This window comes from Collinsella sp. CLA-AP-H1 (assembly GCF_040092945.1).
In the GTDB taxonomy this organism is placed as follows: domain Bacteria; phylum Actinomycetota; class Coriobacteriia; order Coriobacteriales; family Coriobacteriaceae; genus Collinsella.
On sequence record NZ_JBBNKO010000016.1, the window covers coordinates 23807 to 49926 of the forward strand.

General features: G+C 57.3%; 20 protein-coding genes. 6 read left to right on the plus strand and 14 right to left on the minus strand.

Annotated elements, in window-relative coordinates; translation table 11 throughout:
• The first annotated feature begins 71 nt into the window (after positions 1-71).
• Positions 72-953, plus strand: coding sequence for a homoserine kinase (gene thrB, locus AAAV44_RS08480; protein WP_006234874.1), 882 nt, complete (start codon positions 72-74; stop codon positions 951-953).
• Between the two features lie 382 nt (positions 954-1335).
• Positions 1336-1866: a DUF5626 family protein gene (locus AAAV44_RS08485; RefSeq protein ID WP_195233986.1), complete on the plus strand. Its 531-nt coding sequence runs from the start codon at positions 1336-1338 to the stop codon at positions 1864-1866.
• Positions 1867-2197: 331 nt separating this feature from the next.
• On the opposite strand, the gene AAAV44_RS08490 is transcribed toward AAAV44_RS08485, so the two are convergent.
• The 12 genes from AAAV44_RS08490 to pflB all read right to left on the minus strand — a co-directional run bounded on the left by AAAV44_RS08490 (position 2198) and on the right by pflB (position 15567).
• A complete protein-coding gene (locus AAAV44_RS08490; RefSeq protein ID WP_195568956.1) occupies positions 2198-2830 on the minus strand; it encodes a helix-turn-helix transcriptional regulator in 633 nt (210 codons plus the stop codon).
• Positions 2831-2861: 31 nt separating this feature from the next.
• On the minus strand, positions 2862-3557 hold the full coding sequence (locus tag AAAV44_RS08495; protein WP_349115333.1) for a DUF3990 domain-containing protein: 696 nt from the start codon (positions 3555-3557) through the stop codon (positions 2862-2864).
• A gap of 81 nt (positions 3558-3638) precedes the next feature.
• Positions 3639-4229, minus strand: coding sequence for a ribosome biogenesis GTP-binding protein YihA/YsxC (gene yihA, locus AAAV44_RS08500; protein ID WP_006234871.1), 591 nt, complete (start codon positions 4227-4229; stop codon positions 3639-3641).
• Between the two features lie 39 nt (positions 4230-4268).
• Positions 4269-5009, minus strand: a complete 741-nt coding sequence (gene mtnN / locus AAAV44_RS08505) for a 5'-methylthioadenosine/S-adenosylhomocysteine nucleosidase (protein WP_349115334.1) — start codon at positions 5007-5009, stop codon at positions 4269-4271.
• A 126-nt stretch (positions 5010-5135) separates the two neighbouring features.
• Positions 5136-5954, minus strand: a complete 819-nt coding sequence (gene pflA, locus AAAV44_RS08510; RefSeq protein WP_349115335.1) for a pyruvate formate-lyase-activating protein — start codon at positions 5952-5954, stop codon at positions 5136-5138.
• Between the two features lie 174 nt (positions 5955-6128).
• Positions 6129-6983, minus strand: a complete 855-nt coding sequence (locus AAAV44_RS08515; protein WP_349088551.1) for a DegV family protein — start codon at positions 6981-6983, stop codon at positions 6129-6131.
• Between the two features lie 276 nt (positions 6984-7259).
• Positions 7260-8702, minus strand: coding sequence for a glycoside hydrolase family 32 protein (locus AAAV44_RS08520; protein WP_349115336.1), 1443 nt, complete (start codon positions 8700-8702; stop codon positions 7260-7262).
• Between the two features lie 101 nt (positions 8703-8803).
• On the minus strand, positions 8804-10255 hold the full coding sequence (locus AAAV44_RS08525) for a PTS transporter subunit EIIC (RefSeq protein WP_052044095.1): 1452 nt from the start codon (positions 10253-10255) through the stop codon (positions 8804-8806).
• Positions 10256-10300: 45 nt separating this feature from the next.
• Positions 10301-11683 (minus strand): family 43 glycosylhydrolase, encoded by a 1383-nt coding sequence (locus AAAV44_RS08530; protein ID WP_035137642.1) that lies wholly within the window; start codon positions 11681-11683, stop codon positions 10301-10303.
• A gap of 183 nt (positions 11684-11866) precedes the next feature.
• Positions 11867-12877 (minus strand): LacI family DNA-binding transcriptional regulator, encoded by a 1011-nt coding sequence (locus tag AAAV44_RS08535; protein WP_229090598.1) that lies wholly within the window; start codon positions 12875-12877, stop codon positions 11867-11869.
• 301 nt (positions 12878-13178) lie between these two features.
• Positions 13179-13430, minus strand: coding sequence for an autonomous glycyl radical cofactor GrcA3 (gene grcA3 / locus AAAV44_RS08540; protein WP_006234861.1), 252 nt, complete (start codon positions 13428-13430; stop codon positions 13179-13181).
• Positions 13431-13515: 85 nt separating this feature from the next.
• Positions 13516-15567 (minus strand): formate C-acetyltransferase, encoded by a 2052-nt coding sequence (gene pflB, locus AAAV44_RS08545; RefSeq protein WP_035137643.1) that lies wholly within the window; start codon positions 15565-15567, stop codon positions 13516-13518.
• Positions 15568-16116: 549 nt separating this feature from the next.
• On the opposite strand from pflB, the gene AAAV44_RS08550 reads away from it, so the two are divergent.
• The 4 genes from AAAV44_RS08550 (at position 16117) to AAAV44_RS08565 (ending at position 22396) form a co-directional block, all read left to right on the plus strand.
• Entirely contained in the window at positions 16117-16566 is a 450-nt protein-coding gene (locus AAAV44_RS08550; RefSeq protein ID WP_260699375.1) for a MarR family transcriptional regulator, read from the plus strand.
• Positions 16563-18932, plus strand: coding sequence for an ABC transporter ATP-binding protein (locus AAAV44_RS08555; RefSeq protein ID WP_349115337.1), 2370 nt, complete (start codon positions 16563-16565; stop codon positions 18930-18932). Before AAAV44_RS08550 ends, AAAV44_RS08555 begins: the two co-directional genes overlap by 4 nt.
• Positions 18932-20788: an ABC transporter ATP-binding protein gene (locus tag AAAV44_RS08560; protein ID WP_349115338.1), complete on the plus strand. Its 1857-nt coding sequence runs from the start codon at positions 18932-18934 to the stop codon at positions 20786-20788. Before AAAV44_RS08555 ends, AAAV44_RS08560 begins: the two co-directional genes overlap by 1 nt.
• 576 nt (positions 20789-21364) lie before the next feature.
• The gene (locus AAAV44_RS08565; RefSeq protein ID WP_022094323.1) at positions 21365-22396 is read left to right on the plus strand and encodes a 3-deoxy-7-phosphoheptulonate synthase; all 1032 of its coding nucleotides are present in this window, start codon (positions 21365-21367) and stop codon (positions 22394-22396) included.
• A gap of 540 nt (positions 22397-22936) precedes the next feature.
• Here the strand turns inward: AAAV44_RS08565 and AAAV44_RS08570 are convergent.
• Positions 22937-25174 carry an ABC transporter permease gene (locus AAAV44_RS08570; RefSeq protein WP_349115339.1) on the minus strand — a complete coding sequence of 746 codons (2238 nt, stop codon included), beginning with the start codon at positions 25172-25174 and terminating at the stop codon, positions 22937-22939.
• Positions 25164-25934, minus strand: a complete 771-nt coding sequence (locus AAAV44_RS08575) for an ABC transporter ATP-binding protein (protein WP_155813824.1) — start codon at positions 25932-25934, stop codon at positions 25164-25166. The genes AAAV44_RS08570 and AAAV44_RS08575 overlap by 11 nt, the downstream gene beginning before the upstream one ends.
• Positions 25935-26120 lie beyond the last annotated feature (186 nt).

Below are 26120 nucleotides of genomic sequence, written 5' to 3' on the forward strand. Positions count from 1 at the left end.
TGTGCTTTCCGAGCGAGCCAGGACTGCCCGAGCAGCGAACTAAACGGCCAGACCCGCCCAGGAGGACCCACATGATCAAAATCACCGTCCCAGCAACCAGCGCCAACTTGGGCATTGGATACGATACCCTCGGCATGGCCGTCAGCCTCTACTCACACTTTACCTTCGAGCGCGCCGACAAGCTCACCATCACAGGCTGCCCCGAGGAATTCCAAAACGAGAACAACCTGGTCTACGTGAGCTTTGTCGATGCGCTGGCCGCATGGGGCGAGCCGGCTTTTCCCGTTGCCATCGATATCCAGACCGACGTGCCCGTCGCCCGCGGCCTGGGTTCCAGCTCCACCTGCGTCGTCGCCGGCATCATGGCAGCCGCCGCGCTGACGGGCCACACTGTCGACCGCGCTGAGCTCGTCCGCATTGCCACCGAGGTCGAGGGGCATCCCGATAACGTCGCCCCTGCCATCCTGGGCGGTGCCGTTTGCTCCTTTACGCCGACTGATTCGCTCCCCCAGTGCCTGCGCTACGAGGTGAGCGATCGCTTGCGTTTTATTACCGTGATTCCGCCCTACGAGGTACATACGAGCGAGGCGCGCAAGGTTGTGCCACAGGAGATTCCACTCTCCACCGCCGTATGGCAAATGGGCCGCATCGCCGGCATGACGCGCGGCCTGGAGACTGGTGACCTCGACCTGATTGCCGCCGCCAACGACGACCGCATTCAGGAGCCTTATCGTCGCCGCCTGATTCCCGACTACAACGCCGTGCGGGACACCTGCCTTAACGGCGGCGCTAAGACCATCTGGATTAGCGGCTCAGGCTCGACCCTCATGGCTGTGACCGACGACACCATCGTGGCAAAGTTTCTGCAGGTCAAGCTGCGCGAGCAGTTCCCTAAGTGTGATACGCATATTCTGACGTGCGACACGGAAGGCGCCCAGATCGAGTACCTGTAGCGCCCTGCCTCATTGCTCTCACCGGTCCCCTTGGGGCTTCCCCTGAAAACGTCCTCGATCATGAATTGCCCCGTCGTGCGCTTCGCGCGACGGGGCAATTCGATCTGCGGATTGTTTTCAGGGGAAGCCCCAAGGGGACCTGCGCAGCCTCGACAGGATAATCGCATTCGCTGATTTAATCTTGTGCTCCAACGGAGCCACAGACGAGAGGCCTTCGCGCTGCGGAATAATTTTGAGGGGAACACCCCGACCATCCCTGCGTTTACCTTGCTGAGGATGTCTACAGAGACCCACGCTTTGAAGGGGCGCCGGGCAGATAGGGGCTTTTTAGGTTACATAATAAACTGTTAATCTATGCTACTATTTAACTAGGCATCGCAGTATGGAGGTGGTCAAAGTGTTACGCACACTCAAAGCTTCGTTTTTCCTCTCGATACTTTTGATATTACCGATATGTTTCTCGTTTAGCCCTTCGACTGCTTATGCTGCAGAAAGCGATGCTGTCGCAATTTCTGGCGCAACCCAAGATTTTGATTTAACGAAAGGTCCCGAGCAGTCTCATCAAATCAAGCTTAAGGATGGGACCGTTGCAGTAATAGGAATTAAAAAAACCAATGAACCCAGCCTGATATGGGACAGTTACTACAACAACGCATCTGGAACTTGGACTATCTATTACAACAGTCCTTTTATTTATCGCGAATTCAAGATCAAGATAGCGAACTCGCTCATTACCAGCGCTTGGGGACAAAACTATACGACTATCGGCTGTACGGTAACTAACGAATCCTTTATATGGAACTCGAAACAGGCGACATATCGACTCAACTATGAATCGATGGGGATGACGTCCGGTATCGCCGTGTTGCAAGCGACCATGGAAGGCAGCACGCTCCACACCTATGCAAACTAGACTCACATCAATTGAGGAAGTTCAATGATCACAATTCCTGCACGCTCAGACATTATGATCGCTCTCGTTTGGATTCTCGTCGGAGTGCTTATTTGGCGTATCTGCAAATGGGTTAAAAACAAGAAATAGTTGATAAAACGTATATGCCATTTATGCGATGCTTGGGGCCGTTAAATCGGCCCCTATTTCTATAGCTTTTCAAGCAGCAGTCACCCATTTGGAAGTCGCAATGCCATTCATACGATTTCGGCCCTTTAAGCCGCTATCTATTGGTAGGGACTCTTGCTGGTAAGGAGCGCTTACTAGATACAAACCTTGGCAATATATTGGTTTACGCTGCGCTGGTTTCTTTGTATTCGAAGACTGGCTCTAGGAGATCTTCGATGTTGCAGTGGAGGGCTTTTGCTATGGCTCTTACGCTTGTTACCGAAGCTTCATTGATGTTTCTCTGGCGCTGCTCGTACATTTGAATTGAGCGGAGTGACACACCCGATTCGTATGCTAGGTCTTGTTGGGTTTTCTTAAGCTTCTTTCTTGCTAACGCAAGTTTTGTTTGCCTGGACGCTTTCTTCGCCATATCGCAGACGAGGCGAGCCACACGTTCCTCCGAGGCTTCGTGCCAGGGGTAGTACAGACTGCGTAGCACATCAAATGGAACGACATGCAGCAAATCTTCGAAAGACTCTCCTAGGCGCCACTGAAGGTATGCCAATATCCAGCCTGTCCAATATTCCGGTGTCTTTTCGAATCGGTAGGTTCGATTTGGCATCGGCCTTGATTGATAGCCGGACCTTTCGGCAATGAGCGCGAACAGCTCAACGCCCGATTTTCCCGACACTACCCATGCGTTGCCGCGTTCAAACTCGCGGGCTACGCCGCTCAGGCAAAAGAGTTCAGCAACTTCCGATCCTTCTGCTCCATAGTCGTTCACGGCATAGTCAAAGCAGTCGCCGAGGTTGTTCATTGCATCCTCAAGGTAATAGACGGGATATGTTCTACTCGGTCCACAATCCGTCAACTCTTGGATCATCTAAATCAACCCTCCCTGTCATTAAATCCCTAATGTAGACACCCTCAGAGTCGAATCCATTCACTGTTTCCAAATACTTGCGCCGCGCGTTCTGCTCTCGCTTAAAGCGCTTGGGATAATACTCAGATCCCAACGCCTGCTTCCATTCGCGGAATCTGATTACTGAAAACGCACGCTCACTCATAAGAGCGTATTGGATGCCCAAATCGCCCAAACGCATAATGAGTTGCAGTTGCCTAAGCGAGATCATGCCGTTAACGAACTGTCTTGCAAACGAAAAGTAGGAATCGTCGGCGCGATAACCTCGAATTACGTCATAGGGAGAAATATCAATCAGGCAGTTATCCAGCAGATAGCGAAGTCCTTCGCGCGCCAGCGGTGTCGAAACATTGAACTCCCTATTGTTAGCCAAAATCGCAAGCCAATTGAGAATTGAAAACTCCCCGGACTCCAAATCCAAGACCGCGAGACCATCCATATCGAGCTCATATCGATTCGCAATGCCATCAGACTCAGTCCGGCATGCCCACTCCATTGCCATTTCCTCATGTGGCGTGCAATAAAACCCACACCCATAGTCATTGAATTGTCTGCATTTATCCAACGACGGATGCTCGACAACAACCTCCGACCCGTGCCAAAGCTCCATATCGACCTCCAAAAAATATCACCTCAGTGATAGTTTACCAATAACTATCACTGAGGTGATATAGATGAGAGCTTTTGAGGGGTTGCAGCCCGATTAGAGGCAAGCCTCAGCGATGCGCTTTTTGAGTTCGTCGATGCCGGTGCCGGTCTGGGAACTTGTGATGATTACGTTTTCGGCCGGAACGTTGAGCTGCTTTTTGATGGCTGCCGCCTGGCGGGCCTGTTGGGTGCGGCTGAGCTTGTCGGCTTTGGTGAGGCAGACGATAAAGTTGAACTCGTTGCCCTGCAGATAGTCGATCATGTCATGGTCGAGCTTGCTCGGGTCGTGACGAATATCCACCAGCGACACAACCAGGTTAAAGCTACGCTCCGAGTCGAAGAAGTCGCCGATAAGCTCGGCCCAGCGGTCGCGCTCGGCCTTGGAGCGACGCGCGAAGCCGTAGCCCGGCAGGTCCACAAAGTGCACGTCGTCGGCCTCGAAGAAATTGATATTGCTCGTCTTACCCGGCGTACTCGAAACCTTGACCAGGTTCTTGCGGCCAAAGAGTTTGTTCATAATCGACGACTTGCCCACATTTGAGCGGCCAACGAAGCTCACCTCGGGACAGGTGGACTCGGGGATCTGCGAAACCTTGCCGTAGCTGGCGACGAACTTGGCAAGCTGGTAGTTAATTGAATCGGCCATGGACACTCCTTGGTCGTAGGTTCTTACAAAACGGGCGTGCTATTGCGCGGCAGCGATACGACGAACGATGTCAAGCGTGATGCCGCTCGCGGTGCGAGCGTACTCGTCCAGATCGAACTCGCGCTCGCAAAACGCGTCATATGCCTCGTCACAATTATCGCTGATAGCGCGCAGCACCAGGCAATCGACACCATTCTTGGCCGCGATGTGCGCAATTGCCGCGCCCTCCATCTCGACGCAATCGGCATGCGCGGCCTCAATCGCAGCGTTACGCATGGCGTCACCCGTAACAAAGCGGTCACCCGTGGCGATAGTGCCACACAGGAACTGCTTGGGGTCCTTCTCCGCAGAATTCTCATCCGCCGAGGTATCCACAAATCCATGCTCGGCAAGCACGGCGGCGGCAACATCAACCAACGCCGGCGTCGAGACAAACTCCTCGAGCCACGGAGCGGACTCGGCGATAAGTGCCGTATCGGTATCCAGATAGCGCAGGCACTTGCCTATAACCACGTCGTTAATATGCAGTTTAGGGTTAAGGCCACCCGCAATGCCCGAAAACACAACGGCCTGCGGGGCGTATTTGCTGATGAGATGCTGCGTTGCGGCAGCGGCGTTCACGGTCCCCATGCCTGCCGTCGTGGCGACTACTGTCAGACCCGAAAGCCCACCGTTCACAACGGTCAAGCCCGCCTCCTGCGACTCATGCGCGTCACTCAGCTCTTCCTTAATCTGCGCAACCTCTTTTTCGAGTGCGCCTATGATCGCGATGGTTGCCATGCCATCCCCCAAATCCGTGCAAATTGCTTATCCACGGTATGGTACCAGCATTTTGGCTCAACCGCGTCAGCACCAAGCCGTTAGGCCAGTACAGCTCGGGTATCATAAAGGGGCAAAAATAGCTTGTTAGCCGATGGCCGACCTGAGCTCCGCACGGCGCTTTTTCATGCCGGTCATAACGGCATTACGCAACTCGGGCATGCGCGCGGTATCCATCTGGGGCACGCCCTCGAGCTTATAGGGAATGCCCAGTTGCTCGTACTTGACGACACCCATCGTGTGATACGGCAGCATTTCCAGGCCCACCACGTTGTGCCATGGAGCGATGAGGCGACCGAGCTTCTCGCACTCCTCCACCGTGTCGGTAATGCCCGGCACAACCACGTGGCGGATAACGACCTTGATCTTGCGACGGGCAAGCTCATCGCCAAACGCCAGGATACGTGCAGGATCGCAGCCGGTCAGCTTTTTATGCTCAGCCGGATCGGCATGCTTGATGTCGAGCAGCACCATGTCGGTCTCGTTGAGAACGGCATCGAACTTCTCGGGATGCTGAGGGTCGAAGGCGTAGCCACAGCTATCCAGGCAGGTATGTACACGACCATCGGGGTTGTTGTGCATTGCACGGAACAGGTCGGCCAAAAACTCGGGCTGCAGAAGTGGCTCGCCGCCCGAAACCGTAATTCCGCCGCTGCGGTAAAACTCATGGTTACTCTGGAACTCGTCCATAAGGTGCTCGACGGTCACCATCGTGCCGCCGTTAACCGACCAGGTATCGGGGTTGTGGCAATACGCACAGCGCATGGGGCAGCCTTGGACAAACACTACGAAGCGGATGCCGGGCCCATCGACCGTACCCATCGTTTCAATCGAATGTACGCGGCCCAGGGCAAACGCAGAGTCCTCAGGACGAGCGTCCACACCCTCAAGCGTCATTTCTGCCATTCGCGCTACCTTGCCTCTCCTTGGATGCAACCAATTAAAATGCCAGAGCCATTCTAGCCCATGCGTTTGCGTTTAAACGTCTCGGACTAGAACGGCACGTTTTAATCTATCCCCCATCACCATGGCTGGGGGCTACGTCGAGATGTCAGGCTGAAGAACGCTCGCCTGCGGCCTTTACGCTTTAAGCGTGAGCACCGCACCGAAGGCGGTCGGGCCGCAATGGCTCGAGATGACACCGCCGACCTGAGTCCAGGTAACGTCCTTAAAGCCCAGGTCGTGCGCATAGACTTCCATGTCGTCGCGCAGCTCCTGGGAAAGGCCTACCGAATACGCCAGGCCAATGTGCGAGTAGTCAATCTCGCCCTTCGCAACCATGTGGTCAATAAAGGCGCGGGCGCACTTAAGCATAGAGCCGCGGAACTTCTTGGTCGCCACGAACTTGCCGCCCGTCACCTCAATGCAGGGCTTAATCTTGAGCAGATGGGCGCCAAGGAATGCCACGTTGGACAGACGACCGCCTGCCTTAAGGAAGGCTAGATCGGTAGGAACAAAGCCCAGCAGCACACGGTCCATGACGGAGTTCGTGAAGGCGAAGATCTCGTCGACGGTGGCATCGGGGTGAGCCTCGATGTATTTGGCAGTCTCGACGACAACGAGCGACTGGCCCACCGAGACAAAGCGCGTGTCCATGGAGTAGACGTAGTCGCGCCCCTTGGCGGCGATCTTCGATGATTGATGCGAGCAGGTCGTGGCCTCGGAGTACGCAAGATGCAGAATGGTCGCATCGGGCTGCTCGGCATGGATACGGTCGTACACGTGAGCAAAATCCGCAGGCGCGCAGCCGCTGGTCTTGGGCATTACGCCAAACTCGTTGCAGCGCGAGTAAATCTCGAGCGGATCGATCGAACCGTCCTCGACGGTCTCGTCACCAATCGTGACATGCATGGGCACGCGCACGATGCCGTAGCGCTCGCAAAGCTCCGGCGTCACATCCGACCCAGACTCGACCACGATTACGTACTTGCCCATTATTATCACGACCCATCTCAACATTGGCTTTTCAATACATGGCACGCGCCGCCGCACTGTTGTACAACAGTGTCCAAGCACCAAAGAGACGCCGCCCCTTGCACACAACAAAGGACAGCGTCTCCCTGGAAAACTCCGTGCTTATCTAGGATTCCACACGGTTTATTTAGGAGGGTTACTTATTCCGCAAACGGTAGCTATACGCGATAAACGGTAGTTGGCCGCGGCAACTGCGACACATTCCGCCCAACAAGTCCAATCGTGCTCCACGCACGGTTAATGCGCGAGGCGGTAGAAATCCATCGACGCCGCACCCTCGGCATGCAACCCCATCGCCGAAACCGCCGGCGAATAGGTACGGCTCGTAAGTGCCGCCTCGCCGCTGTTGGCAAAAATCTCGACCATCGTAGTGTCCGAAAGCACGCGCAGGTCGCGAAGCTCGCTGAGCTCGATCGACCTTTGGTCGCGCCCATAGCCTTCGTCACCCATGTCGAGGGTAAGCATCCCGTCCGCATAACGTACAAAGACACCCTTGCGGATTTCGAGCTCGACCATCTTGGCGCCCTCACAGGAAACCACAAGATCAAACAGGCGTCCCGGCTCCTCAACGGTTTCACCGCCTGTCGCGCGAACGCAGTCGCCGCGCATCCTCTCAATCTCGTGCGCCGGCTGCTGGCAGAGCTTACCATCGCGCATGCTCAGCTCTCGCGGCACCGTCAACGCGCACTGCCACCCGCGCGCCACCGTCGGGTTTTCTGCCGTCGCATCGGGGCAACCCGACCATCCGATCATCAAACGCCGGCCTGCAGCATCCTCAAAGGACTGCGGAGCATAGAAATCAAAACCGGCATCGACCATCGGGGGCATGCCCTGCCCGACGATTTTAAAGCTCGGCGCCTCCCAATCGGCCTCGATGGGGAACCACACGCACTGATGCGGATTGCGGTAACGCCAACCATCGGCAGGCACACCCTGCGGACAGCAAACGAGAATAAGCTCGCCATCGAGCTCAAACAGATCGGGGCACTCCCACATAAAGCCAAACTTCTCGCCCAACTCAATGCGCGTCGCATAGCTCCAGTCCTCAAGATTGCGCGAGGTATAGACAAGCACGCAGCCACGGTCGTCTTTCGTACGAGCGCCCAGAACCATGTAGTAGATACCATCGTGCTCAAGGATCTTGGGGTCGCGCACGTGCGTACCGATATCGTCGGGGTAATTGACCGGTCCAACAGCTATGCACTTCTCGCCCAATTCGTCGGGATTCTCGGCAACCATATGAATCTGGTTTTGCTCACGGCCCGTCAACACGTAGTCGTAATCATCGCGGTCAAAATGCTTGACGTTGCCGGTATAGAAGTAGTGAATCTTGCCATCGCGTACAAAGGCAGAACCAGAATACGCTCCGTTCGAATCCAAATCGGAATCGGGGAACAGTGCGGGGCCGTGATTCTCGTACGTCACAAAATCCTTTGTCGTCAGATGGTTCCAAAGCACTGGACCGCCATGCGCAGCATCGAACGGATCGTATTGATGATAGATGTGATACGTATCACCAATCTGAACCAAACCGTTGGGGTCGTTGAGCCAGCCAAGCTCAGGCTCCACATGGAACAGGAGCCTATCGGGGTCGGACGCGATGCGACCCGCCGTCTCATCCTGTCCGGCACGCCACTGCTCATAGTCCGCGCGTGTCACCTTATTTTTTTGATTAAACATCGCCGTTGACTTTCTCGTCTATGGGGAAGGACGCTCGACTCACACGAGTCGAACGCCCTTCCTCAAATGGACTTATCCTCAGATTACACTGAACGGCTCAACTAGAAGCTAACGTCGAAGCCAGCGCCAGCGCCCTCTTCATCGGTGGTCGGCACGCCCTTTGCCTTGTTGTAGGCAAAGATCAAGACGATCGGCACGATAAAGGCGATGAGATTGCCAGCCACATACCACACGAGGGTCTCGGGCGTGACGATGAGCAGGCCAAGCACGCCGGTCAGACCCTGACCGATAGCGCGCACCTCAAAGAGCTTGACGAAGGCACCGCCGCAGCCTGCACCGATGCATGCGCAGATGAACGGGATGATCGAGTAGCGCATGTTTGCAGCAAAGATAGCGGGCTCGGAGATTCCGACCAGCGTCGGGATAAAGGACGACATGCAAATGTTGCGCTCTTTGGAATGCTTCTTGTGAATGAGGTACATGCCGATGGCGCCGCCGCCCTGGGCGATGATGGAAACCGACCAGATGGCCTGGATGTAGTTGAAGCCAGTCGTGGCAACAAGGTTTGCCTCGATACCCTGGATGAACTGATGCGTACCGGTAACGACAAGCGGCTGCAGGAACGCGGCGAAGACAAAGGCACCAAAGACGCCCATCCTGTTGTACAGGATATCGATTACGCCGGCGAGGACATCGCCGATCAGGTTGCCGAGCGGGCCGAACACGGTGAACAGGGCGACGTTAGCAAGAATCAGGGTAACGGTCGGGACAAAGACGAACGAAACGACCTCGGGGATGTACTTCTGGGCAATCTTTTCGACCTTGGCCATAAACCAGGCAGTCAGGATTGCAGGGAATACGCCGCCCTGGAAAGCAACCATGGGAATGGAGAGCGGACCAAAGTTCCAGTACTCAGCACCCGTCGGGTCCATAACGAACGTGTTGCGGTTCATAAGGCTCGGGTGAACCATGACGATACCGACGAGGATGCCCAGGATCGGGTTACCGCCAAAACGCTTGACTGCGCTGTACATAACCAGGACAGGCAGGTAGTCGAACGTGGTGGCGATAATGGCAAAGAAGCTTGCGAGGTTCTTGAGGAACTCGCTGTGATCGGCGAGGCTGCCTTCCATGCCAAAGAGGCCGTTGGCAACGATCAGCGACTTAAGGCCGATGATGATAGCAGCGCCGACGAAAGCGGGAATGATGGGGATAAAGATGTCCGAGAATACCTTGAGGACCGAGAAGAACTTGCCCTTCTTGTCCGCCTCGGCGCCCTTGACCTCGGAAGCGCTGATCTCCTTAACGCCCGTCAGAGCCATAAACTCATCGTAAACCTTGTTGACGGTACCGGTACCGAAGATGATCATGAGCTGGCCGCTGTTGTACAGCACGCCCTTGACGCCATCGATGTTCTCGAGCTCGGCCTTGTTGTATTTGCTCGTATCCTTGAGCACCAGACGCAGACGGGTCACGCAATGCGTGGCGCCCTCGATGTTCTCCAGTCCGCCGACGTTGTCGACGACTTGCTGGGACACTGCCTTGTAGTCCATGTTCCTCTCCATTCCTTTTCTAAATCATAAAACGGTTCGTTGCCGCTACAGAGACGCGATCGTTGCGTTTGCGCACTTGAGCGCACCGTCGGTGACGGTAAGCGCCACACCCTGGCCTTGCTTGTTGCAGAAGCGAGCGTTGAGCGCAACGTCATCGACAAAGATGGTCGCGATGTCGTCGTCGACGACCAGACGCACATGGTGAGTGCCCTCGCCCTTAAAGAACAACGGACGCTCGAGGCCCATGTTGTTGACCTGGAACCACGGGTACTGGGGAGCCGGCGTGAACTCGAGCTTGCCCTCGCGCAGGTTGGCGCGGAACTCATAGGCAAGACCGGTCTCGGCGTCCTCGGCGAACTTGACCGAGAAGCCGGCAGCGTTACCGCCGAGCTCAATGTCGGCATCGAGCAAGTAGGTGGAGCCGGCATCTGCGGCGAGCACCTGCTCGACCTTGCCCGACTCGCAGGAAAGCTCAAAGGTCTCGACTGCCTTAGCCTCGCCAAAGGCGCCAAGCATGCTGTCGGGGAGCTTGGTGCCGAGCGTTCCGTCGGCACGCTGAACGATCTCGAGGGGCATAAAAGTGCCACCCCACAGGTAAGAGCTGGGGTCACCGCCCTCGTCACGCGTAGGAACCCAACCAAAGAGAACGCGGCGCTCGCCATCGAATGCGGTGCGAGCGGCGTAGTACGCGCGGCCGTCGAAGGAGTCGTCAGCGGGGGTAATCCAAGGACCGTTGATGGACTTGGACATGCGGTAACGGGTCTTGTTGCCGTCGCTGTACTCGGAAAAGACGAGGTACCACCAGTCGCCCATCTTAAAGAGATCAGGCATCTCGAACATGGTGTACAGGCCCGGGTTCCACCAGTCGCCCTGGAACTCCCAGTTGGTCAGGTCCTTGGAGGTGAACTTGACCAGACGACCGGTCATCAGACGCTTGTCCTCGCCCACACGTGTGCCGAGGATGAGCATGTACTCTTCGTTCTCCTCATCCCAAAGCACAAAGGGATCGCGCCAGTTGCGGTCGTCGTAGCCCTCCTGGGGCGGAAGCAGCGTCTCGGCGATGTTCTTCTCCCACTTGACGGCGTCGTCGCTCGTTGCGTGAAGAAGAACCTGCTTCATCAAACGTGCGCGGACCTTATCGCGATTGCAACCAGTGTAGAGCGCATGGTACTTGTCGCCCACCTTAAACACCGTGCCGGCATAAATGTACTGGTCGACTTCCTCGTCGCCGCCACGCTCAAGGCTCTCGCCAAAGTCCTTGTAGTTGACGAAATCCTTGGTCGTAGCGAGTGCCCAGCCAAACGGCTCTCCGAAAGGTTCGGGGTTACGCGTGTCACGCTGATGATAGAGATAGAACGTGCCGTCCTCGCCGTACGGCATGATGTCGCCTACCCAAATTCCCTCAGGCTGGTAATACACCTTGTGCATCCGAGACTTCCTTTCCACGACATGCTAACTCGGTACAATGGCAAGATATGTCAATCGTTTTCATATGTCAAACGTTTTCATATCAATACGTCTTTTCGCAGTTCCAGTCGTCGGTAAACGGTTGACATATGCCGGCGAACGGTCATCAGAGGCGTTTGAGGAATTCTTTTCGCACGGGATGAACTACGCGGTTTTGCCCTCAATGAGTTCAACGGGGAGCTTGATATTCGATTCGGGATTATCGCCGTTAATAAGAGCGATGATGGATTGCGCCGCGAGCTCTCCGATGCGATCGATATCTTGACGTACGGTTGTTAAGTCAGGCATAAACGTCATAGTTCGGCGGGCACCATCCGCGCCCACGACCTTAATATCGTCTGGAGCGCTCAAGCCACGCTGCTTCATCACGTTGAGACAGATGGCCGCCATCGTATCGTCTCCCGCAAAGATGCCGTCAATATCGGGGTTCTCATCGAGGATCTTCGCAACGACCGCGCCCTTTTCGTCGTCGGGCTTAACGAACTCAACCTCACGGACAAGCGCGGATAAACCGGCCTGCTCAACAACATCGAGGTAGGCATCGGTACGCTTATTGGCAGGCATGCGCATGCGGCTATTGCTGCGCAGGCACAGGATACGCCTGCAGCCGTCATCAATCAGACGGCGCGTGGCGAGCTCGCCAATGCCATAGCTGTCACTTGCAATCTGGACAGAGCCCTCGCCAAGATCGCAGTCGATGCCAACCAGGCTCAAGCCCATCTCGGCATATGCCTCGGCACCGATATTGAGGGAGTTGACGATGACGCCGTCGACCATATTGCGGCGGAGCATGTCAATATAGGAACGCTCAAGATCGGGTCGATTGGCGCTGTTGCACAGCAACATCTTAAAGCCGTTTTCCGCTAACGTGCGCTCGACCGCCTGCACAACCTGAGCATGGAACGGGCTGCTCACAAAGGGAACAATCATGCCGATAAGGTTCAGGCGACCGTTGAGCATGGCACGGGCGATATCGTTGGGCGTGTAATTGATGCGCTCCATCGCCGCATGGACTTTATCGCGGGTTTCCTGGCTAATGTAGCCGCGATTATTAAGCACGCGAGATACCGTAGTAGGCGAAACCCCCGCCACCGCTGCAACTTCCTTGATGCCAGGCTTAGCCGTATCTTTAGAACGAGCACTCTCGCGAGCCATAGCACCCTCCCCCATCAACATGTCAAACGTTTACATACGAACAAAGCATACCCCAACAACAGCGGGAAGACGGTAACAGCACAAGTAAGTAAACGACTCATCCAAATAATTAGGAGAGTTCCGCCTAAAGGGTGACTACACAGGACCCCCGCCGGGCCGCTTTGGGTTACTTTCCAAAACATTTCCGCAGGACGCAAAGGGCTCCGCCGCGCGAAGCGCGCAGCGGAGCCCTTTGCATGTCCGAGGACGTTTTGGAAAGTAACCCAAAGCGGCCCGGCGATCCTGCGGGAGTTAAACCCCTTTAGAACTTGTCGTGGAAGGTACGCGCAATGACCTCGTCCTGCTGCTCCTTGGTGAGCGTGTGGAAGTTCACGGCATAGCCGGAAACGCGGATGGTCAGCTGCGGGTACTTCTCGGGGTGAGCCTGAGCGTCGAGCAGCGTCTCACGGTTGAAGACGTTGATGTTCAGGTGGTGGCCACCCTTCTCGGCGTAAGCGTCGAGCATGTGGACCAGGTTATCGGCCTGAGTCTCGGAAACTTCAGAAACCTTCATAATGTGTCTCCTTCGATCGATAGGCGCCGGCCGAAACCGGCGCGCTAATCAGTAATCGTTATTGTTAGTATAGCACTAACAATAGTTACTCGCCCAGCTGATCAAGGTCGATATCGCCAAAGAACACCTGGTCCTCCTTACCGAGCGCACTCGGGATGATGGAGAAGGTGTTGGAGATGCCGTCCTGAGCATCGCGGAACGGGAGCTTGGAAACCGAAGACAGCGAAGCGATGGCGCCATGGCTATCGCGCTTGTGCATGGGGTTAGCACCCGGGGCGAACGGCTGGCCAGCCTTGCGGCCGTCGGGCGTGGAGCCGGTCTTCTTACCGTACACGACGTTGGAGGTAATGGTCAGAACCGAGGTCGTGGGCACGGAGTTGCGGTAGGTGTCGTTCATGCGGATGTACTCCATGAACTGGTGCACAACGTCGTGAGCGATCTGGTCGACGCGGTCGTCGTCGTTACCGTACTTGGGGAACTCGCCCTCGGTCTCGAAGTCGACGATGATGCCATTCTCGTCGCGGACGGGGTGAACCTTGGCGTACTTGATGGCGGACAGGGAGTCAGCCACGACGGAAAGGCCAGCGATGCCCGTAGCGAACCAGCGGTGCACGTGCTTGTCGTGCAGAGCCATCTGGATGCGCTCGTAGCAATACTTGTCGTGCATGTAGTGAATGATGTTCAGCGAGTTGACATACACGCCAGCGAGCCACTTCATCATGTCGTTGTACTTGGCCACAACGTCATCGTAATCGAGCGTATCGCCCTCGACGGCGCGATATTTGGGGCCGACCTGCTTCTTGGAGACCTCGTCAACACCGCCGTTGAGTGCGTAGAGCAGGCACTTGGCCAGGTTGGCGCGGGCGCCGAAGAACTGCATCTCCTTGCCAATGCGCATGGAGGACACGCAGCAGGCGATGCCGTAGTCGTCGCCGTGGTAAACGCGCATGAGGTCGTCGTTCTCGTACTGAATCGAGGAGCTGGCGACAGAAGTCTTGGCGCAGAACTTCTTGAAGTTCTCGGGCAGACGGGTCGACCACAGAACGGTCATGTTGGGCTCGGGGCTGGTGCCCATGTTCTCGAGCGTGTGCAAGTAGCGGTAGCTCATCTTGGTAACGAGCGTACGGCCGTCAACACCCATGCCGCCGATGGACTCGGTGACCCACTGCGGATCGCCAGTAAACAGGGCCTGGTACTCGGGGGTACGGGCAAACTTGACCATGCGGAGCTTCATGATGAAGTGATCCACGAACTCCTGGATCTGCTCCTCGGTGAAGGTACCGTTGGCAAGGTCGCGCTCAGCGTAGATGTCGATGAACGTGGAGGTACGGCCGATGGACATAGCGGCGCCGTTCTGCTCCTTGACGGCAGCGAGGTAGGCGAAGTACATCCACTGGATGGCCTCCTGCGTGTTGGTAGCAGGGTTGGAAATATCGAAACCATAGGTCTCGGCCATCATCTTGAGCTCGCCGAGGGCGCGGATCTGCTCCTGCAGCTCCTCGCGGTCGCGGATGTTGTCGGCGGTCATGACCGTCGGGGTGGAAGCCTTCTGGGCCTCCTTGTCCTTGATCAGGTAGTCGACACCGTACAGGGCGACACGACGGTAGTCGCCGATGATGCGGCCGCGGCCATAGCCATCGGGCAAACCGGTGATGATGTGAGCCGAGCGGCAAGCACGCATCTCGGGGGTGTAAACATCGAAGACGCCGGCGTTGTGGGTCTTGCGCTCGAAGGTATAGCGCTCGACAACGTTCTCGTCGACCTTATAGCCGTGCTGGCTGGCAGCCTGGCAAGCGATGCGGATACCACCGTTGACGTGCAGCGCGCGCTTAAGCGGCTTGTCGGTCTGGAGACCGACGATGGTCTCCTTCTCGCGGTGGGCGTTATCGATGTAGCCAGCGGGGTGGCTCACGATACCCGTGACGGTCTTGGTGTCCATATCGAGGACACCGCCCTGCTCGCGCTCCTTAAGCAGCAGGTCGAGAACCTCGCCCCACAGCTCCTTGGTACGCTCGGTCGGACCTACGAGGAACGACTCATCGCCCTCGTAGGGGGTGTAGTTCTTCTGGATGAAGTCTCGGACGTCAACCTCTCCCGTCCAGATACCTTCCTTGAAGCCTTCCCATGCCTCCTGCATTGTGTAACCACGCTCCTAGTTACGTGTAATGCGGTGCTCTCTCACACCGCTGCTTATTGAATTCTTGAATTTTCGGCTTGCACTACCGGCTTCTTCCGTTCTTCGCCACATGTTGGTGCAGGGAAAAACGTTTGTCCACCTTGGAACTGCAACCCTAAACCCAAGATTTCACCCGTCTGTGAAGGATAACATAGCGACCCTCTCCATCTGGGCTGTTATATGTTTCTTTTTTTATATCATAAAGGCGCTTTTTACAAACCCGCAGGAAATGCGAGCGCGAACAACTACCGTTCACCGATTTGTTTGGTTTTTTCCTTGCCTTTGTACGACGTTCACTCTAGCTGTTATGCCAGCTTTAGCAGGGTAAAGTGCCTCTGAGTAGGCTTTGGGACATGCCTAACGATCTGCCCCAAACTTTACTGGCACCGACGGTGTACGGAGGTCGCCTAAAGGTAGTTTTCTAGGCATGTCCCAAAATCTACCGCATAGGGTGCGCGTGCAGGGGTATCATCTTTCACCGAAAATAGTTTCTAGTGTTAGGGGTTTTCGGTGGAAGATACCGATTTCCGTGAACTTGGGCGTCAGCTCCTTACCGAGTTCGGCAGCATGCATCAGCGCATTTCGCGCTTTGCGGACAAAGCCCTCGGCGGCGAGATGGCCGTTATGCGCGCCCTCATACTCGCCGGCGGTTCGCTCACGCCGAGCGAACTCGCTGATCGCGCCTGGGTCTCGAGCGCCCGCATCGCCAATATCCTACGCGCCCTCGAAGCCAAGGGCTGGGTCGAGCGCGAGCACTCAAAGACTGACCGTCGTCGCGTACACGTCATAGTGACCGACAAGGGATTCCAGGATCTCGAAATCAAACGTCGGGAATTCGAGGCCCGCACCGCGGCTTTCCTCGAGCAGCTCGGCGAAACAGATACCCAAGAGATGGTGCGCCTTCTTAGGCGTGCCAACGAAATTATCGACCGCAATCAAGAAAGGAGAGATGCCGAGTGAGGATTCTCAAGCTCTTTAAAAAGCATGTCCCGGCACTGTTCACAGCTATCGTACTTATCGTAATCAGCTGCAACGCCGATCTGGCGCTGCCTACCTACATGAGCGACATCGTCGACGTGGGCGTACAGCAAGGCGGTATCGCCTCGCCCGTACCCGACACCATCCGCGCCGAATCGCTCGACGACCTCGAACTCTTTATGAGCGCCAAGGACGCCAAAGCTGTGGAGGCCGTGTTTAGCAAGGCGGACAATAACGGCATTCGAACGTACAAGGGCACCGAGGAGGAGCGCGGCGACGGTGGCAAGATTGCCGACATCATGAGCCTGCCTGAGACCGTCGTCCTTTCGCTCAACCAGGGCATTGACGCCAACTCCATGGGCGACATGACCGGCGCATCCACCGAGGCAAGCGATGGCGGCGCCGCTCAGGCCATGCCCACCCCCGAGCAGATGGCAGCGATGACGCCCGAGCAGCTCGCCGAGATGCAGCAGAAGGCCGCAGCCGCGCAGAGCATGCAAAAGCAGATCGACGCCGACGGCGGTAAGATCACCATGAAGAGCCTGCGCCTAGGCGTTGAAGGCGGTCTTATCGATCAGGGCAAGCTCGTCGAGGGCGCCAACGATATGGCTGACAAAATGGGCTCCATGTCGGGCTCCATCGTCACCCAGCGCGCCGTGAGCTACGTGCAGGACGAGTACAAGGCACAGGGCATCGACCCCGCTGACGTGCAGAACGCCTACCTGGGCCGCATGGCGACCACGATGTTTGGTCTGTGTCTGGTGTCGCTGGTCGCCACCATCCTGACCGGCGCCGTGGCTTCGCGCACCGCCTGCTCCATCGCCCGCGACCTGCGCCGCGAGACCTTCAACAAGGTTATGCACTTCTCGCCGGCCGAGGTGGGCAAGTTTAGCCAGGCCTCGCTCATCACCCGCTGCACCAACGATATTCAGCAGATCCAGATGGCCGCAACCCTGTTTATCCGCATGTGCCTGATGGCTCCCGTCATGGGCATCGTCGCCGTCATGCGCGTCCTGGCCAACCATACCGGCCTGGAGTGGACCATCGCTGTGGCCATCATCGCGGTTTCGGCTGTCGTCGGCGTGCTCATGGGCCTCACCATGCCCAAGTTCAAAAAGATGCAGAGCTTTGTGGACCGCGTGAACCTTACCGCCCGCGAGCTGCTCGACGGCCTTATGCCCATCCGCTCGTTCAACCGCGAGGAACATGAGCTCGAGCGTTTTGACAAGGCTTCGCTCGACCTAATGACCACGCAGCTCTACACCAACCGCGCCATGAGCTTTATGATGCCGCTCATGATGCTCGTCATGAACTGCATCACCGTGCTTATCGTCTGGTTTGGCGCGCAGGGCGTGTCCGACGGCGTGATGCAGGTCGGCAACATGATGGCGTTCATCTCCTACACCATGCAGATCGTCATGGCGTTTATGATCCTCACCATGGTTTCGGTCATCCTGCCCCGCGCCGAGGTCGCAGCCGAGCGCGTGGAAGAGGTCATCACCTGCCCCACGAGCATCAACGACCCCACCTCGCCCAAACTGCCCGCTGCCAGCGCGCCGCGCGGCGAGCTCACCTTCCGTGACGTGAGTTTCCAGTATCCCGATGCCCGCGCCGACGTCATTAGCGGTGTAAACTTCACCACGCACGCCGGTCAGATGCTCGGCATCATTGGTTCCACGGGCTCGGGCAAGTCCACGCTCGTGCAGTTGATTCCGCGCCTGTACGACGTCACGGGCGGCAGCATTTCGATCGACGGCATCGATGTGCGCGATATGACCCTTTCCGAGCTACGCCGCCGCATTGGCTATATCCCGCAGCAGGGACGCCTGTTCTCGGGCACCGTCGAGAGCAACCTTAAGTTTGCCGGCGACATGGTGAGCGACGAGGACATGTACCGGGCGGCACGCATCGCCCAGGCCGAGGACTTTATCGCCGAGCGCGAGGGCGGCTACGACTCCCCCATCAGCCAGGGCGGCTCCAATGTCTCGGGCGGTCAGCGCCAGCGCTTGGCCATCGCCCGCGCATTGGCCAAAAAGCCCGAGGTTGTGGTGTTCGATGACTCGTTTAGTGCCCTCGACTACAAGACCGACGCGCGCCTGCGCGAGGAGCTGGCCAAAAACGTTACCGACGCCGCACTCGTGGTCGTGGCCCAGCGCATCGCGACCATCATGCACGCCGACCAGATTATCGTGCTCGACGACGGCCACGTGGTGGGCACCGGTACGCACGAGGAGCTGCTGCGCAGCTGCCCGCCGTACCTGGAGATCGCACAGTCGCAGCTTTCCGCCGAGGAGCTGGGGCTTACCCAAGAAGAAATTGCAGCCGTCACGGAAGGAGGCGAGCGCTAATGGCAGACGAGACCAAGACTCAGATTCCCAAGCCCACCCGCCAGCGTGGTCCCATGGGCCGCATGGGCGGCATGCGTCGCGGCGAAAAGGCCAAGGACTTTAAGGGCACCATGAGGCAGCTGCTTGGCTATATCGGTCAGCACAAGATTGCCGTGTTTGCCGCCGTCGCCTTTGCCGTGTGCTCGGTCATCTTTAACATTGTGGGGCCCAAGGTGCTCGGCCAGGTCACCACCAAACTGTTCGAAGGCCTGGTCGCCAAGGTCAACGGCACCGGCGATGTCGACTTTGACTGGATCGCCAAGACGCTCGGCTTTTTGCTCTGTCTGTATCTGGCGAGCTCTGTCTGCAGCCTGATCCAAGGCTGGCTCATGACCGGCGTCACGCAAAAGATTTGTTATCGCATGCGCAAGGAAATCGCCGCCAAGATCGCTGTCGTTCCGATGAGTTACTTCAACGGCCACAGCAAGGGCGACGTGCTCAGCCGCATCACCAACGACGTCGATACGCTCGGCCAGTCGCTCAACCAGAGCGTGACGCAGCTTATTACGTCCGTCACGCAGATTATCGGCGTCCTCGTCATGATGCTGTCGATCAGCCTGCCGCTCACCGGCGTCACCGTGCTCACGCTGCCGGCCGCCGCGATTATCTTGATGGTGATGATTCACTTCTCGCAGCCGTACTTCCGCGAGCAGCAGCAGGTCCTGGGTACCGTCAACGGCATTATCGAGGAGGACTTTGCCGGCCAGAACGTCATTCAGGTGTTCGACCGCGCCGAAGCCTCGATCGAGGAGTTCGACCGTCAAAACGACCGCCTGTTTATTAGTGGCTGGCGCTCGCAGTTCCTGTCGGGCCTGATGATGCCGCTTATGAGCCTGGTGGGCAACATGGGTTACGTGGGCGTCGTCGTGGTGGGCGCGCAGCTCGCGCTGACCGGCAATGCCACGCCCGGCGACATCCAGAGCTTTATCCAGTACGTTCGAAACTTTACGCAACCCGTGCAGCAGCTGGGCAACGTGAGCAACACGATGCAGTCGATGGCCGCCGCCACCGAGCGCGTGTTTGAGTTCCTGGCCGCGCCCGAGGAGGAGCAGAAGGCCGACGCGCAGATTCCCGAGAAGCGCCCCGGCCACGTGGTGTTTGACCATGTCAAGTTTGGCTACACGCCCGACAAGACCATCATCCACGACTTTAGCTGCGAGGCGCAGCCCGGCCAGACCATCGCCATCGTCGGCCCCACCGGCGCCGGCAAGACCACGCTCATTAAGCTGCTGCAGCGCTTCTACGACGTGGACGGCGGCTCGCTGCGTGTCGAGGGCGTCGATGTGCGCGACTGGGACCGCGCGGCACTGCGCGGCGAGTTTGCCATGGTGCTGCAGGACACCTGGCTGTTTAACGGCACCATCCGCGAGAACATCCGCTACGGACGCCCCGATGCGACCGACGCCGAGGTCGAGGCCGCCGCACGCGCCGCACGCTGCGACCACTTTATCCATACGCTCGCCGGCGGTTACGACTTTATGATCAACGAGGAGGGCACTAACCTCTCACAGGGCCAGCGCCAGCTCGTGACCATCGCCCGCGCCATTTTGGCCGACCGCCCGGCACTGATTCTGGACGAGGCGACTTCCAACGTCGATACCCGCACCGAGGAGCTTATTCAGCGCGCCATGGATGCGCTGATGCAGGGCCGCACCAGCTTTGTCATCGCGCACCGCCTGTCCACGATCCGCAACGCCGACGTGATCTTGGTGATTCGCGACGGCGATATCGTCGAGAAGGGCACGCACGACGAGTTGCTCGCCCAGGGCGGCTTCTACGCCGACCTATATAACTCGCAATTCGACGAGGCGGCGTAAATTCTGCTGCAGGGAACGAATAACGCCCGAGAACGGGGACGCAGGACAACCTGCGCCCCCGTTTTTTCGTCCACGGCACTCGAATTAGCTCTCTTGGGGCCCGATTGACAGCCCCTTCCGGACCCCGTGGCCAAAAAAGGTCAAATATGAGTACTGTTACATTTTTAGTAGCAGCCAAAACCGCCTCAAATGACCTCTTTGCGGCTTCTATACGCCTTCAAATTAATCAAAACGCCCGTTAACATGCTTCTGTGTGCCAACGTTAATGAACATATTTGCTGTTATGCCTATTATCTTGTAAGCTCGATATGAGACTACGCCAGCAACAGTACTCATATTTGCCATTTTTTGCCCACGGGGTATGCCGCAGAAGATCCAACTTGCTCCAGCGTGCCGTACGCCGACCCCCTTCCGGCGAGTGCCGACATTTTCCCAGATAAAACCGACCAAAATAAACCTGTCCCTTTTTGGTAGGTTTCGGGGTGACAAGGGGTTGCACTTTAGCGTGCGACAGCGGATAATGCCGAGCATTCGACAATACGCTTATTGCTCTTTCTATAGATTGAGGAGACCCCTATGGCCATGGAATTCAAACGCAGGCTGCCGATCCCCATGGAGATCCGCGAGGAAATGCCGCTTTCTGCCGAGCTTACCGCCAAAAAGCAGGCATTTGACGCCGAGGTCGCCAAAGTCTTTACCGGCGAGGACGCACGCAAGGTGCTCATCATCGGCCCGTGCTCTGCCGACCGCGAGGATTCGGTGCTTGAGTACATGAACCGACTGGCCAAGACCGCCGAGGAGGTCAAGGACAAGCTCATTATCATTCCGCGCGTCTACACCAATAAGCCGCGCACCAAGGGCACCGGCTACAAGGGCCTGCTGCACAACCCCAACCCCGAGGCTCCCGACGACCTGCTCGAGGGCGTCAAGGCCATCCGCCATATGCACCTGCGCGTTATTGAGGAAACGGGCTTCTTCACCGCCGACGAGATGCTCTATCCGTCCAATTACCAGTACCTCGTTGACCTGCTGAGCTATGTTGCCGTGGGCGCACGCTCGGTCGAGAACCAGGAGCATCGCCTGGTATCGAGCGGCATTTCGGTACCCGTCGGCATGAAGAATCCCACTGCCGGCTCTACCACCGTTATGCTCAACTCCATTTACGCCGCGCAGGCGCACCAGAGCTTCATCTTCCGCAACTGGGAGGTCGAGTGCGACGGCAATCCGCTCGCACACGCCGTCATGCGTGGCTACATCGGTCTCGATGGCCGCACCTACCCCAATTACCACTACGAGCACCTGGAACGCCTGGCCGAGCGCTATACCGAGCACGCCGGCTATGCCAATCCGGCAGCGGTCATCGACTGCAACCACGACAACTCGGGTAAGCGTCCGCTTGAGCAGTATCGCATTTGCAAGGAGGTGCTCGACAGCTGCCGCCGCAACGAGTCCATCTCCAAGCTGGTCAAGGGCTTTATGATCGAATCCTACCTGGAGGACGGCAACCAGCCGGTCGACGGCGGCGTCTTTGGCAAGTCGATCACCGATCCGTGCCTGGGCTGGGAAAAGACCGACTACCTCATCCACGAGATCGCGGAGCGGGTGTAGGTTACGGCGTTTTACCAAACGCCGTAACCGGCCGACGCTGCGCTGGTCGCATTTGGACAATCTGCCTTTCAGCTTCGACGGCATGACCAAAAGGTCAATGCCGCCTCGCTTCAAGGCACCTTGCTCGCTCTGGCGAGCTTTCGCTGACTTTTGCTCTACCTGCGGTGTTGGCGGGGCAGCTAATTTAGAATGGGGCTCTTTTAGCTGCCCGCAAAGTAGTCATTGGGGACGTTCTTGTTTGACTAGTCGTTTAAGAACGTCCCCAACGACTACCCGGGGGAGTTGCCTTACCTCGTGGCGGTCTTCTAGCAGAAAAACCAAGTGAGTAGGTTTTTTGCAGAAGGCCGAGCACGCCCCAAAACGCCACAGCTCTGACCTGCAGTTTTATAGATCATTTGTCGCGATGTACTCGGCAGGTTCAAAAAAGTCTACTCACTTGTATCTGAGACGCACCAGATTGGCAAAAACCGCCGCGAAAGGGCCCCTGGTCCCTTCGCGGCGGTCATACGCCTCTGATTTTGCGACGATTTTGCCCGCTTGTTACTCGCTGTAGCGGGTGGCGATGGCGGCTTGTACCATGCCGGTGCTCATGAGGTAGGTCACCAGGAAGTAGCCGCCGTAGGCCGCCAGGAAGATTGCACAGGTGAGGCCCACGGTGCCGCCGATGCTCATATTTCCGAAAATGCTCACCAGCTCGATGATCACCTTAAGTGCCACAAAGGAGTGCGCCAGGCCCACTGCCAGCGGGAACAGGAAGAATACCGCCTGCTGTGCCATCACCGAATGGCGAATCTGGCGGTCGTCGCAGCCAATCTGTGCCAGCACACGATAGCTGCGGCTGCCGTCGGCCACGTTGGAGAGTTGCTGAATCGACAGAATCGCCGCGCATGCAACGACCAATACAAAGCCGATGTAGATGGCTAGGTAGCTAATAAGACCGTTCATTTGCGCTGCTTGCGCGTACATCTCGGAGCGTGTGATGAAGGTTCCCCACGACCCCGGCTCCTTGCCGTCAACGAGCAGATTGTCGAGCACAGTGTATTTAATACTCTCGTCTGCCTCGGTCGTATCCATCCCCTGTTTGTAGTTAACGAGCAGACTACTGGAATACGGCTGCAGATTAAGTTGGGACAACAGCTCGTCGGCAACGACGACGGTACCCCCATTACTGCCCATCGCCGAGTTGGCGATGGCCGCCGTATCTTCGTCCGACTTATCGGTTGCGGGCTTGAGCGTATGCCCGCCCAAGGTAAGGGTATGGCCGCCAGCCATATACTTGGTGTACAGGTCGACCAGCTCGCCGCCCATATCACACGTGAGCAGATACTGGTCGTGACCGATGTGCACCGGCTCCTTGCCCATCATCTGGCGCAGTTTGTTGTACTGACTTGCCGGCGTCACAGACAGGCCTGTCATGTCGGCATTGCTACCCCCGAACGCCTTGGGAAGCTTTTCGCCCATGGTCTTGCACATCTCACTTGGGGTTACCGAAGGATCCGAGCCGCCAAGCGGGTAACTCAGATACGAATCGATCTGCACATGCTCACCGGCAACATCGGCGATATTGACCTTCTTGCCGGTCTCGTCGTTGTTGTCCGCCGACTTGCCTTTAATACCGTCTGCAACGTTATCGGGGTCGACACGATCGCCATGCCATGCAGCGTACAAATCGACCGTTGCATCGGCCAGCACCATGCGATCGGCCTCAGGCGGATTGACATACTCCTTGTAGTAGTCGAGCGTTTCGCGCGTGTAATAGACATACGTCTGAGACACGTCAACAGGATTATAGCGCTCCAGGTTTTCATTCATCACGTTGGCAATCGACATACCGCACGTCACCGAGGTGATGGCCAAAAACAGGAGCATCGCGATGACGCCCATCGAAAAGCACACCGTGTTGACCTTGGCCGCAAGCTGGCGCACGGTAAACATGTTGAGGCCGCGCCAATACACGCCGCGCAGGCTCTGCAGCAGCTTGATGAGCATGCCCGAGAGTCCCCAGAACAGGGCAAAGGTGCCCACGGTAACCATAGCGGTCGTAATGCCAAACTGGTTCATGGCCTCTTGCAGCTTGCTGTCCGTCGCGGTTAGCGGGAACCCATCACGTAGCAGACGGTAATAGGCCACGCCCACAAGCGCCACGCCCACGACAAAGACGGCAATCGCAATCCAGGGGTTGCGTGTCTTGATGCTCTCGTTGCGACGCTCGGCACCCATAAGCTCGATGAGTTTGGTACGACGCACGGCGCGAAGGTTCAGCAGTAGCGTGAGCACAAACATTACGAGCATGCAAGCAAGGGTCAGGTTGAACGCATGCACCGAGAAAAAGAAGTGGAAATTGGCGATCTGTGTCTTAAAGAGCGAGGCCGTAAAGAACGTCATGAGCTGGGAGAGTCCCATACCCAGCACAATGCCGGCGACAAAGGCCACGACCGAGACAATCACGGTCTCGAGCGCCATGATCGTGGCGACGCGCCCGCGCCCCATGCCGAGCACCTGGTACAGGCCAAACTCCTTCTTGCGGCGTTTCATGATGAAGTTATTGGCATACACCATCAAAAAGGCCATGACACCGGCCAAAAAGTACGTCAGGTCGCCGAGCATGCTGCCCATAACCTGCGCCAAGCCCTCTTCATCGATTCCGGCGATGTCGACCTGCATCGAGATGGTGTTAAAGGCATAGAAGACCGTGACGCCCAGGGTGAGCGTCAAAAGGTAGACGAGGTTGTCGCGGCCGGCGCGGCGGACGTTACCCCAAGCGAGTTTACAGAGCATCGGAGCCCTCACCGCCCATCATGGCAACGACCTCCATAATGCGGTCGAAGAACTCTCGGCGGTCGGTGTCGCCGCGGCGCAGCTCGGTGAAGATCTTGCCGTCGCGGATAAACAGCACACGGCTCGTGTAGCTGGCGGCAAAGCTGTCGTGCGTGACCATGAGCACGGTGGCGCGCAGGCGGCGGTTGAGGGCCTCTAGGCTCTCGAGCAACAGGCGGGCGCTTTTGGAGTCGAGGGCGCCGGTAGGCTCGTCGGCCATGATCATGGTGGGGTCGGTGACGAGTGCGCGAGCCGCGGCAACGCGCTGCTGCTGACCGCCGGACATCTGGTAGGGATACTTGTCGAGCACCTGACTAATGGACAGACGCGCGGCCACATCCTGCACGCGGGTCGAGATCTCTGCCGAGTTTGTGCGGGCAATGGTGAGCGGCAGGGCGATGTTCTCGCGTGCCGTGAGCGTATCGAGCAGGTTGGAGTCCTGGAAGATAAAGCCGAGCTCCTCGCGGCGAAACTGCGAGAGCTTGGCCTGCTTCATGCGCGTCACGTCCTGCCCGTTGATGCGGATGGTGCCGCTCGTGGCGCTATCGATGGTCGACACGCAGTTGAGCAACGTCGACTTGCCCGAACCCGAAGCGCCCATGATGCCAACAAATTCGCCGCGGTTGACGGTAAAGCTGACGTCGTTGAGCGCACGGGTCACGTTGCCCAGCGCTCCATATACCTTTTCGAGATGCGCGACCTCCAGTACCGGGGTCGCCATGTGCGTGGTTTGCATACCGAGTCCTTTCTTGCGATTAGTCTACGGCATCTATAGTCGCAAGAAGACGAGTCAGCTACCATCGATATGGCTTACGCTTGCCTTACCGTTGTGTAAGGTAGGGGTAGCTAATTTGCCAATGATTTTTCTGGGACGGGGATTAAAAAAGGCTCTGTTAGACCAGGATTG